The organism is Mycobacterium sp. (assembly GCF_040509115.1).
In the GTDB taxonomy this organism is placed as follows: Bacteria; Actinomycetota; Actinomycetes; order Mycobacteriales; family Mycobacteriaceae; genus Mycobacterium.
Map to the genome: position 1 here is coordinate 1 of NZ_JBEVLO010000114.1, position 11,294 is coordinate 11,294.

The window sequence follows — 11,294 nt, forward strand, 5'->3', positions numbered from 1 at the left end:
GTGATGGTGTGCAGCAGCATCACCCCGTCGTCGGGCAGCGCGTGGTGGGCCATGGTGAAGAAGTCGTCCCAGCGGTCCCGGCCGAAGTGCTCGAAGGCTCCGATGGAGACGATCCGATCGACGGGCTCGTTGAACTCCTCCCAACCCTGCAGCAGGACACGCTTGGTCCGCGGGCTGTCCGAGTCGGCGAAGATCCGCTCGACGTGTGCCTTCTGGTTGTTGCTCAGAGTCAGGCCCACGACGTTGACGTCGTACTTCTCCAGCGCCCGCAGCATCGTCCAACCCCAGCCGCAGCCGACGTCGAGCAGCGTCATACCGGGCTCAAGGCCGAGCTTGCCGAGCGCCAAGTCGACCTTGGCGTGCTGGGCTTCCTCGAGCGTCATGTCGTCGCGCTCGAAGTACGCGCAGCTGTACATCTGCGTGGGATCGAGGAACAGACGGAAGAAGTCGTCCGACAGGTCGTAGTGCGCCTGGACGTCCTCGAAGTGGGGCTTGAGGCCACCCTTCTTGCGGGTAGTCGACATACGTTAGAAACCCTTCTTGGCTGATCAGTGGCTCGGCGCCGTCGCCGATGACTCGCCAAGCCCCCCCTGATGCGCTCAAAGGCGCACTCTACGCTCGTCGGCAAAACCCAGCCGAATCGACCAGACGCAGCCGCCGTCACTGCAGCGGGGAACTACGGGACCTCGGCAAACGTGGTCTTGAGTTCGCCGACGATATCGTCCCACAACGGCTCGGGAAGGTCGTGTCCCATGCCGTCGAACAGCACCAGTCGGGCCCGCCGAATGGCCTTGGCGACGGCCTTGCCACCCGACGGCCGCATCAGCTTGTCCGCCTTGCCGTGGATCACCACGGCGGGCGCGGTGATCTGCTTGTCGTACTCGACGAGGCTGCCACTGCCCATGATCGCGGCGAACTGTCGACCGACTCCCGCGGGGTAGTAGGACCGGTCGTAGCCCTCGGAGGCGTCTGCCAGGACCCGCTCCTCGGGCGCCGGATAACCCGGGCTGCCGATGATCCTGCTGACGGCCACGGCGTTGGCGATGACACCCTCGCGCGACGTGTCCTTCGGTCGGGTGGTGATGGCCCGCAGCTGCTTGGGCCCTGGTGGGGGTAGCAACGCCTGGTTGTTGCTCGAAAAGATCACCCCGAGCGTCTTGGTGCGGTGTTGGTAGCGGGCCGCGAAGATCTGCGCGATCATCCCGCCCATCGATCCGCCCACCACGTGCGCCTTCTCGATGCGCAGATGATCGAGCAACGCCGCGGCATCGTCGGCCATGTTCTCCAGCGTGTAGACGGCGTCGCTGCGCTTGCCGAGGTATGAGCGCACCATCCGCCGGAGGAGAGGCACCCCGGTGTGGTGCCCCTCGACCTTGCTCGACAGTCCGACGTCACGGTTGTCGTACCGGATGACGCGGTAGCCCTGCTCGACCAGCTTGTCGCAGAAACCCTTGCGCCAGAACAACAATTGCGCGCCGAGGCCCATGATCAGCAGGATTGCCGGGTGGTTCGGATCGCCCATGTCCTCGTAGGCGATGTCCAGCTCGCCCGAGCGGGCGGTGCCGGTGCGGACGTCCGTCACGCGTCCACCTCGTCGGTGTGCTCGCGGGAGACCTCCACCATGAAGTTGGCGAAGTATCCGGTCAGTTGCGGATCACTCATCATCTGCCACTTGGGCGCCAGTAGCTTCATGTAACGCTCGACGTAGAGGAACTGCTTGCCGATGAGGACGAGCTCCCGCGGCAGCTTGACGTCATACGCCTCGGCCAGCGCCGAGAGTTGCTTGCCGATCGCGGCGTACGACAGATCGCCCAGCGACGTCATCGTCAGCGGAGTGGCAAACGCCTCAAGGTCTTTCGTGGCGTCGGCCTCCGGCCTCACGTTGCCGACGGCGCCCATCAGGACGACGATCTTGCCCGCGGCGGCGTGGTCCTTCTTGACCAGCAGCGCGTACACCAGCTCGCGCAACAACCAGCGCGTGCGGGGATCGATGCGCCCCATGATGCCGAAGTCGAAGAAGACGATCTTGCCGTCGCCGTCGACGTACAGATTGCCTGCGTGCAGATCGCCGTGAAACAGCCCATGGCGCAGCCCACCCTCGAAGACGCTGAACAACAACGCCTTTACGAGTTCGGTGCCGTCGAAGCCGGCCTTGCGGATCGCGGCGACGTCATCGATGCGGACGCCCTGGACGCGCTCCATGGTGAGGACCCGCTCGCTGGTCAGATCCCAATAGACCTGAGGCACCCGGATGTTCTTGCCGAGCGGCGAGGCGTGCATGTGTGCCACCCACGCGTCCATCGACTGCGCCTCGAGTCGGAAGTCCAGTTCCTCGGCGAGATTGTCGGCGAAGTCGGCGACGACGTCCTGCGCGGAGAGCCTTCTGCCCATCTTGGCGAGCTCGACGAGCTGTGCGCCGCGCTTGAGGATCTGCAGATCCGCGGCAACGCGCCTGCGAATGCCGGGCCGTTGAATCTTGACGACGACCTCTTCGCCGGTATGCAGCGTCGCGTAGTGCACCTGGGCGATCGACGCCGACGCGAACGGCTTCTCGTCGAAGCTCTTGAACAGGTTCGCGGGGTCGTCGCCGAGCTCCTCGGTGACCAGCTTGTGCACCGCGTCGCCGTCGGCGGGGGGAACGCGGTCGAGCAAGCTGCGGAATTCACGGCTCATCGGCTCCCCGAACGCACCGGGGCTGGACGCGATGATCTGGCCGAACTTGACGTAGGTGGGGCCGAGGTCGGCGAACGCCTGCGGGATCTGCTTGATGATCTTCTGCTGGAGGGAGCCGCGGCCTGCGAGCGTGCTGACGACTCGTACGCCGGTGCGGGTGATCTGCCATCCCGTCACGCCGATACGCGCCGCTTCGACTGGCAACGGCACCCGGTCCAGTCGGGCTACCTCGCGGTGCTTGGTCGTAGTCATGTACGCAGTCTCTCAAAGGTGCACGGTGGGCGGAAATTTCGTGTGCGCCCCGTCACACGTCGAGCCTTGCGCCGAAACGGCGATCGCTGCCGCCGCTAGGTGTGGATGCACGTTCCACACGGAACCGCCCGATCCGAACCGGCCGGGTCCGCCGTGGCGTCCGCGAACTCCGTGCCGCGAATCTGGGGGCGGCGCACGCCGCCCTCGAACGACCGCTGCTCGACGAGCCGGCCCACCATCGACACTGGCAGGAGCGTCGATGCTCTTGGAACGGTCCTTGTCGTTGCGCTGCTCTGGATACGGCCGTGACCAAAGTTGCGGCAACGTACACTTGCCTGATGTCGAGTCCGACGCGGTGGGCTGGCGTACCACTGACCGATCGTCGCGTGGAGCGCCGCGCGCTGCTGGTCGAAGCCGGCTTCATCCTGTTCGGCGATGGCGGGGAGGCTGCCGTGTCGGTGCGCTCGGTATCCCGCGAATCGGGATTGAACACCCGCTACTTCTACGAAAGCTTCAACGACGTCGACGATCTGCTCGGCGCCGTCTACGACACCATTGCCCTACAGTTGGCCGAACTCGTCGGGGCGGCGATGGACGAGGCGGGTCACACCGTGCGCACCAGGACCCGGGCGGGCATCGCCGCGGTGCTGGGATTCAGCTCCGCGGACCCGCGGCGCGGCCGCATCCTGTTCACCGACGCGCACGCCAACCCCGTGCTCGCCGACCGGCGGGCCACCGCTCACAAGGTGCTCATGGATCTGGCGGTGGTGGAGGACGGGCGTCAACACCCCCGCTCCGACCCCGTCGCCGCCAGGGTCGGCGCGACGTTGTACGCAGGCGCGATGGCCGAGCTCACGCAGCAGTGGCTCGCCGGAAACCTCGGGTCCGAACTCGACGTCGTCGCCGACCACGCCATCGCACTGTTGATGCCGCGCTAGCCGGCCGGGACGTTCTCCACCACCGCATCCACGACGGGCCGCCAGACCGGTTGCGGCAGATCGTGACCCATGCCGTCGACGACGACGAAGCGCGCCCCGCCGATGATCCGGGCGAGGTTGCGGCCGTTGCGAATTCGAACCATCGGATCCCGCGACCCGTGCATGACGACGGTAGGCGCCGTGATGCGCCGGGTGAACCGCAGCAGGCTACCGGTGCCAAGGATCGCGTCGAACTGACGAAGCCCACCCTGCTTGTAGTCGCTGCGCGCCGTCAGCGTCTCGACCCGGCTGCGCAGCTGATCCTCGGTGGGCAGGAAGTTGGGGCCGTTGATCACCGCGATGTTGCGCACCTCGTAGGCCACCTTCGCCGCCTGCGGCGCGTCGCGGCCGGGAGGGTCGAACGCCAGCTTGATCACGCGCCATCTGGGCAGTGCCGATAGTGGCTTGCCCGAACTGGTCATCAGCAGCGCCAGCGACGCGACCCGATCCGGGTGATCGCCCGCCAGGATCTGCGCGATCATCCCGCCCATCGACGCCCCGACGACGTGCGCGCGTTCGATGTCGAGGTGGTCGAGGAGGCCCTTCGCGTCGTCGGCCATGTCGATCAACGTGTAGGGCACCGGGCTCGACCTACCGACCAGGTAGCGCCCGATTCGGGAAAGGACGGAGCCCGACGCGCGCTGACCGCTCATCTTGGTCGACAGGCCGACGTCGCGGTGGTCGTACCGGATCACCCGGAAGCCCCGCTCGATCAGCAGCTTGCACAAGCCGTCTGGCCACATGGGCAGCTGCGCACCGACGCCCATGATGAGCAGGACCGGCGGCGCGTCGGCGTCGCCGAGGTCTTCGTAGAAGAGCTCGACGTCGCCGACGGCAGCCGTCCCACTGCGTGCGTCCATCACCCATTTCTACCTGCGCCGCAGTCGGCAGCGGGTCAGACGGTGGCAGGCGGCTTGAACGGCTTGAGCCAGTCGGTTTCCGGCCAGCCCTCCACGCCGGCGAGCAGCTCGTACATCGTGGCGCCGTCGATGGCCTCCCGGATGATGTCGCCCTGTCCGGCGTGGCGGGCCAGCTCCTCCAGCATGTGGAAGAACACCCAGCGCACCGACCATGCCTCGACGTCCTTCGGAAACCACGGTGCATCACGCGGCACGGGGACGGCCGCACCGAGGTCGACGGTCTCGACCAGGCGGAGGGCCTCGGCGCTTCCCGCGTCGAACTTGGCCAGCACCGTCGCGAGGGTGTCGTCGGCCCTCATCACGAATTCGTCGGCGTATTCGGCCTGCCGTTCCTCCATCGATCGACCATCGGCGGGCGGAGCCTCGGGAGCGGCGGCGACGCGCTGCATCCACCCCTGCTGGCAGCTGGTCACGTGCTTGATCAGCGCACCGATCGACAGCGCGCTCACCGTTGGCGTGGCCCGCGCTTGGTCGTCGGTGAGCCCGAAGGCCAACGCCTTGAAGGCGTACTGCTGCTGAAAGAGGTAGTCGCGGAGGGCCTGTCGCTCGTCGGCGACGGGTGGGGGCATGGCGGGCATCGTCAGTTCTCCTTGTCGGTGGTGTGGGCGTAAAGGTCTCGCAGGAGCGCGATTTCGGCTCCGTGGTGGATCACTTCGCGGTTGATGTGCAGGACGAGGTCGATCATCGGCCGGTCGGCCCACGGCCCCTCGGCGGGCCCGACGGGCTTGGCGAGCTGCGGCTCCGTGAGCCCGCGGACGCCGGACATCCAGCTGTCGTAGGCGTCGTCGAGCTGTTGGAGGGCGGTCGCCGCGTCGGTGGCGTAGCGCCACGTTTCGTAGTCGGCGGGAGGTCCGTCGAAGTGCGAGTGGGCGCGCACTGCCAACACCCCCACGATGACGTGCGCCAGCCGCCAGGCGATCGTCGTGACCGGCTCGGGTTGGGGCGGTGGATACGCGAAGTCGATGGTTCCGTGGGAACTGTCTTCATCCCCCGGTCGCTCCGCTCCTACCCGCCGGACCGTCCAGCAGTCGGGTACCGGCTGCCAGAAGTACTCGTCGTCGGTGAGGCCGTCGAACCGGGGGCGCAGCTGCTGCTGCCAGTGCCAGTCGAGTTGCTCGACCAGATGGGCTGTCAGGTCGGTCGTCTTCGTTGCCATGTCACTACCTTCGCAGGCACATAGGACAGTTTCTGTCCTAAGAATGCGGGAGACTCTAGGCATGTCCGAAACGACCAGTCGCGTACTGCAGCTTCTCGGCCTGCTGCAATCGCGCCGCGTGTGGACCGGCGACGAGCTCTCCGAGCGGCTCGGGGTGACGGGCCGCAGCGTCCGGCGCGACGTGGAGCGGCTGCGTGACCTGGGCTATCCCGTCCACGCCAGCAAGGGCCACGGTGGCGGCTATCAACTCGGCGCAGGAGCCGCCTTGCCGCCGCTGCTGCTCGATCCCGACGAGGCGGTGGCGATGGCCGTCTGCCTGCGCCTCGCGGCGGGCGGCAGCGTGGCGGGCGTCGGGGAGTCCGCGCTACGCGCGTTGTCGAAGCTGGACCAGGTGATGCCCGCTCGACTTCGGTCGCAGGTGTCAGCGGTGCACGACGCCACCGTGACGTTGACGTCCGGTCAGTCGGATTCACCCGTGGAGCCCGACGTACTGATGACGTTGGCGCGCGCCAGCCGCGATCACGAGCACGTCAATGCGGCCTACGTCGACGTTCGCGGCAACGAGACCCAACGCAGGCTGGAGCCGTACCAGCTGGTGACGACGGGGCGTCGCTGGTATCTGCTGTGCTACGACCGCGACAAGCAGGACTGGCGGAGCCTGCGGCTGGACCGGATGGCCGACGTGCGTGCGCTCGGCAGCACGTTCACGCCGCGGGAGGCCCCGGACGCTGCCCAGTACGTGCGACGGGCGATCACCGCGTCGCCGTATCGCTACGTCGCCCGGGTGCGGTATGAGGCTTCGAAGGAGACGGTGGCGCAATCATTTTCGGACGCCTCGGCCGACATCGAGGCCGACGGGCCGGACGCCTGCATCGTCACCGCGGGTGCGGACGAGGCGGAGCGGATGGTGCCGTGGCTGGCGTTGCCGGGTGTGGAGTTCGAGGTGCTGGAGCCGCCGGAGGTGATCGCCGCGGTGCGTGAGGTAGCCGAACGGCTGGCCCGCGCGGCCGGCTGACCGGTGTCCAGGCTGCGCGGGCGGACCGCGGGCGGCCCCATCGAAGAGGCACGGCACCGCGAAATTTGGCAGTCCCACGTCTGCTCACGCCGCGTCGCCCACGCACGTAGGGTGGCGGAATGCGGGTCATCTCGGCGGAGTCGACGGAGCTGTTCACCGGGCCACCCGACGAGCCGCTGCAGATCGTGCGGGTGTCCTTTGAGTCGGGTACCACGCCAACCTCCGTCTCGATCGAGGGGCCTGGCCTCGACACCGTCGGCGACGTGCGGGCGGGCCCGGGCGACGGCATCGTCGAAGTGCCGGTGCGCGTGACCAATCCGGTCACCGGCGAGCGTCGCACGGCGCGGGTCGTCGACGGACCCGAATTCGACTTCACCGTGGCCGAACCGGGCTGGACCATGCACATGGTCAGCCACTTCCACTACGACCCGGTGTGGTGGAACACCCAGGCCGCCTACACCAGCGTGTGGACCGAGGACCCGCCGGGCCGGTGCCGACAGACCAACGGATTCGAGTTGGTCACCGCGCACCTCGAAATGGCAAGGCGCGAACCGGAGTACAAGTTCGTCCTGGCCGAGGTCGACTACCTGAAGCCGTACTGGGACACCAACCCCGAAGACCGCGACGACCTCCGGCGTCTCATCGCGGCAGGCCGCGTCGAGATCATGGGCGGTACCTACAACGAACCCAACACCAACCTCACCAGCCCCGAGACGGCAATCCGGAACTTCGTCCACGGCATCGGATTTCAGCGCGACGTGCTCGGCGCCAACCCCGAAACCGCCTGGCAGCTCGACGTGTTCGGCCACGACCCACAGTTCCCGGGGATGGCCGCCGACGCCGGGCTGACGTCGAGTTCGTGGGCGCGCGGCCCGCACCACCAGTGGGGTCCGATGGCCTCCCAAGACGGGCAAGCCGGCGACCAGGAGCGCATGCAGTTTGCCAGCGAGTTCGAGTGGATGGCGCCGTCGGGACGCGGCCTTCTGACCCACTACATGCCTGCGCACTACGCGGCGGGCTGGTGGATGGATTCGTCGGCGAGCCTCGCCGAAGCCGAGCACGCGACCTTCGAGCTGTTCTCGAACTTGAAGCGCGTCGCGTTGACCCGCAACGTGCTGCTGCCCGTGGGCACCGACTACACGCCGCCGAACAAGTGGGTCACCGACATTCACCGTGACTGGAACGCTCGCTACACCTGGCCCCGGTTCGTCTGCGCGATCCCGCGGGAGTTCTTCGCCGCCGTCCGGGCCGAACTCGACGAGCGGGGGGTGGCGCCCTCGCCGCAGACCCGCGACATGAATCCCATCTACACCGGCAAGGACGTGTCGTACATCGACACCAAGCAGGCCAACCGTGCCGCCGAGAACGCCGTGCTGGAAGCAGAGCGGTTCGCCGTCTTCGCGGGCCTGCTCGGTGGCGCGACGTACCCGGAGGCCGCACTGGCCAAGGCGTGGGTGCAACTGGCTTACGGCGCCCACCACGACGCCATCACGGGCTCGGAATCCGACCAGGTGTACCTCGACCTGCTCACCAGCTGGCGCGACGCCTGGGAGCTCGGCCGCGAGGCTCGCGACAACGCGCTGGCCCTGCTCTCCGCGACGGTCGACGGCGGCCTCGTGGTGTGGAACCCGCTGGGGCACAATCGGGCCGACGTCGTCACCGTGCACCTGGACCACCCGTTCGCAGGCGCGGTGCTCGATGCCGACGGCAACGAGGTACCCACGGTCTCCGAGCACGACGGGCACTCCTTGAGCTGGCTTGCTCGCGACGTGCCATCACTCGGGTGGCGGTCCTACCGGTTCGCCGACGGCCTGACGACGTCCGCCTGGACGCCCATCGACGGCGACGAGATCGGCGCGGGCGTCCATCGACTGCGGGTCGACGCGCAACGCGGCGGCGGGGTGGCCTCGCTGGTCGTGGACGGCGTCGAACTCATCGACGACGGCCGCGTCGGCAACGAACTCGCCGTCTACGACGAGTACCCGGCGCACCCCAAGGCGGGCGAGGGTCCCTGGCATCTGCTGCCCAAGGGGCCCGTCACCACGTCGGCGCAGACCCCGGCCCAGTCGGTCCAGGCGTACCGGAGCGCCCTCGGCGAACGGCTCGTCGTCACCGGGACGATCCCCGGCCTACTGAACTACGTTCAGACGCTGACCACCTGGCACGGCGTTGCCAGACTGGACTGCCGAACCACCATCGACGGGTTCACCGGAGAAGACCGCCTACTGCGACTGCGGTGGCCCTGCCCCGTCCAGGGAGCGATGCCGGTCAGTGAGGTCGGCGACGCGGTGATCGGTCGCGGCTTCGGCCTCACACACGATCACGACGCCTCGAAAGCCGTTGATACGGCCGAGTTTCCACACACACTGGACAACCCGGCCTACGGTTGGTTCGGGCTGTCGTCGATGGTGCGGGTGCGCTTCCGGCCCGCGGGAGCGGAGCGACCGGGCAACCCGTCGTCCCGCGGGACGGGTGAAGGCGTGCGCGCGGTGTCGGTGGCCGAGGTCATCTCACCGGGAGGTGCGGCGGATCCCCTGGCGCGCGACCTGATGGTGGCGCTGGCGCGGGCCGGTGTCACGGCTACCTGTACCCGCGCCGAGTCCGCCAGGTACGGCGATCTGTCCGTGGACTCGAACCTGCCCGACGTGCGGATCGCATTGGGTGGCCCCACCGAGAACGCCTTCACCGAGGCAGCGCTCGACGGTCGGCCACTGCCCGACGGCGCGACGCGGACGTGGATTCCGGCGGCCACGCCGCTGCGGGACGTGTGGGTGCCCGGCGCGGATCTTCGCGGCGTGCGCGCCCTACCCGTGCTCGTCATCGGCGGCGCACACGACTTACCTGCCGCGGTGGCATCGCTGGTCGAAGACCTCGCAGGCGCCGAGATCGTCGTCGACCAGGAGGCGCCCCCTGACGCCAACGAGTTCGAGGCGCGCACCGTCGCGGTGTTCAACCGTGGAGTGCCGAGCTTCGCGGTCGACGCCGACGGAACCCTGCACAGCTCGCTGATGAGATCCTGTACCGGCTGGCCGTCTGGCACCTGGATCGACCCGCCCCGCCGAACGGCTCCCGACGGCACGAACTTTCAACTGCAGCACTGGACCCACGCCTTCGACTATGCGATCGCCAGTGGCTCCGGTGACTGGCGGGACGCCGACATTCCCTCCCACAGCGCGGAATTCAGTCAGCCACTACTCCCGGTCGTCGCGCACCACGACCCCGACAGCGGCGGTCTGCCGCCGTGGGGATCGCTGCTGGAGATCGAACCAGCCCGCCGGGTGGCGGTCGGTGCGCTCAAGCCGATCGGCAACCCGATCGCCGGGGGCAGCGGGCACCCCGTCGATCCGGCCGACGGCATCGTCCTGCGCCTCGTCGAAACGCACGGCCGGTCCGCCGACGTCACGGTGCACTCCGGGCTGCGCAACGTCTCGAGCCCGCAGCGCCTCAACCTGCTCGAAGAGCCGATCGGCGACGCCGGCGACGCGCTGATCCTGCACGGATACGAGATCGCCACGCTCGGAGTCGAACTCAACCTGCCACGCGTGCTGGACGCCGAGCCTGCCACGCTGGCGCCCGACACCGAACCGGCGCAGCCGCTCTACGCCAGGTACTGGCTGCACAACCGCGGACCCGCCCCACTCGGCGGCCTGCCCGCAGTCGCACACCTGCACCCGCACCGATTGGCGGTCACACCCGGTGCGCCCGTACAGCTGCAGCTGACCGCGGTCAGCGACACCAGCGATGTGTCGCTACATGGCAAGGTGAGGGTGATCTACCCGCCGGGGTGGGCAGTCGAGGTGGACGAGCTGCCGTTCGTCCTGCCACCTGGGGAGTTCCTCGAGTCCATCGTCGACGTCACGATGCCCGCCGGGGTCGCACCCGGTCTGTACCCCGTCGCGGCCGAGCTAGCGGTGACGGGCGGCGCCATCCCCGCGGCGTGGCGACAGGTCGTGCAGGACGTGTGCGTCATCGCGGTCGGCGACACCGACGACCAGCTGTTGCGGATCGTCACCGAGCCGCAACCCGTCGACGTCACGGCGGGCGGGTCGGCCACCATCGGCGTCACGGTGGGTACCGATGCGCACGCGGAGCTCGCCGTGGAGGCGCACCTGATCAGCCCGTGGGGAACGTGGGAGTGGCTGGGGCCCAACATCATCGGCGCCGACCTGCCCGCCAGAGGCCAGGTCGTCCTGGAGTTCGAGGTCGCACCGCCGCGCTGGACGCCGCCCGGAGAGTGGTGGGCGTTGATCCGCGTCGCCTGCGCAGGCGAGCTGGTGTACTCGCCCGCGGTCAAGGTGACG

9 protein-coding genes are annotated in these 11,294 nt (G+C 68.4%); 3 read left to right on the forward strand and 6 right to left on the reverse strand.

The window, feature by feature from the left end; genetic code table 11:
- The 3 genes from ABW137_RS08980 to ABW137_RS08990 all read right to left on the reverse strand — a co-directional run.
- A partial coding sequence (locus ABW137_RS08980; protein ID WP_526399013.1) for a class I SAM-dependent methyltransferase occupies nt 1-524 on the reverse strand: 524 nt, incomplete at its 3' end.
- Nucleotides 525-676: 152 nt separating this feature from the next.
- Entirely contained in the window at nt 677-1,522 is an 846-nt protein-coding gene (locus tag ABW137_RS08985) for an alpha/beta fold hydrolase (protein WP_526399028.1), read from the reverse strand.
- A gap of 56 nt (nt 1,523-1,578) precedes the next feature.
- Entirely contained in the window at nt 1,579-2,925 is a 1,347-nt protein-coding gene (locus tag ABW137_RS08990) for an ABC1 kinase family protein (protein ID WP_526399015.1), read from the reverse strand.
- A gap of 338 nt (nt 2,926-3,263) precedes the next feature.
- Here ABW137_RS08990 and ABW137_RS08995 point away from each other — a divergent pair, with 338 nt between their 5' ends.
- Nucleotides 3,264-3,863 carry a TetR/AcrR family transcriptional regulator gene (locus ABW137_RS08995; protein WP_526399017.1) on the forward strand — a complete coding sequence of 200 codons (600 nt, stop codon included), beginning with the start codon at nt 3,264-3,266 and terminating at the stop codon, nt 3,861-3,863.
- Here ABW137_RS08995 and ABW137_RS09000 read toward each other — a convergent pair.
- The 3 genes from ABW137_RS09000 to ABW137_RS09010 are packed head-to-tail and all read right to left on the reverse strand — an operon-like array spanning nt 3,860 to nt 5,978.
- Nucleotides 3,860-4,762: an alpha/beta fold hydrolase gene (locus ABW137_RS09000; protein WP_526399019.1), complete on the reverse strand. Its 903-nt coding sequence runs from the start codon at nt 4,760-4,762 to the stop codon at nt 3,860-3,862. The genes ABW137_RS08995 and ABW137_RS09000 overlap by 4 nt on opposite strands.
- A 35-nt stretch (nt 4,763-4,797) precedes the next feature.
- Nucleotides 4,798-5,400, reverse strand: coding sequence for a DinB family protein (locus ABW137_RS09005; protein ID WP_526399021.1), 603 nt, complete (start codon nt 5,398-5,400; stop codon nt 4,798-4,800).
- 2 nt (nt 5,401-5,402) lie between these two features.
- The gene (locus tag ABW137_RS09010) at nt 5,403-5,978 is read right to left on the reverse strand and encodes a DinB family protein (RefSeq protein WP_526399023.1); all 576 of its coding nucleotides are present in this window, start codon (nt 5,976-5,978) and stop codon (nt 5,403-5,405) included.
- A gap of 61 nt (nt 5,979-6,039) precedes the next feature.
- On the opposite strand from ABW137_RS09010, the gene ABW137_RS09015 reads away from it, so the two are divergent.
- Both ABW137_RS09015 and ABW137_RS09020 read left to right on the forward strand, forming a co-directional pair.
- Nucleotides 6,040-6,993, forward strand: coding sequence for a helix-turn-helix transcriptional regulator (locus ABW137_RS09015; RefSeq protein ID WP_526399025.1), 954 nt, complete (start codon nt 6,040-6,042; stop codon nt 6,991-6,993).
- Between the two features lie 119 nt (nt 6,994-7,112).
- Nucleotides 7,113-11,294 (forward strand): glycoside hydrolase family 38 N-terminal domain-containing protein (locus ABW137_RS09020; RefSeq protein WP_526399026.1); only part of this gene is annotated, 4,182 nt, incomplete at its 3' end.

Excerpts from the sequence above, each read along its gene's own strand:
- ABW137_RS08985 (WP_526399028.1), bottom strand. The coding sequence starts at position 1,522 with ATGGGCGATCCGAACCACCCGGCAATCCTGCTGATCATGGGCCTCGGC.
- ABW137_RS08990 (WP_526399015.1), bottom strand. The coding sequence starts at position 2,925 with ATGACTACGACCAAGCACCGCGAGGTAGCCCGACTGGACCGGGTGCCG.
- ABW137_RS08995 (WP_526399017.1), top strand. The coding sequence starts at position 3,264 with ATGTCGAGTCCGACGCGGTGGGCTGGCGTACCACTGACCGATCGTCGC.
- ABW137_RS09000 (WP_526399019.1), bottom strand. The coding sequence starts at position 4,762 with ATGGACGCACGCAGTGGGACGGCTGCCGTCGGCGACGTCGAGCTCTTC.
- ABW137_RS09005 (WP_526399021.1), bottom strand. The coding sequence starts at position 5,400 with ATGCCCGCCATGCCCCCACCCGTCGCCGACGAGCGACAGGCCCTCCGC.
- ABW137_RS09010 (WP_526399023.1), bottom strand. The coding sequence starts at position 5,978 with ATGGCAACGAAGACGACCGACCTGACAGCCCATCTGGTCGAGCAACTC.
- ABW137_RS09015 (WP_526399025.1), top strand. The coding sequence starts at position 6,040 with ATGTCCGAAACGACCAGTCGCGTACTGCAGCTTCTCGGCCTGCTGCAA.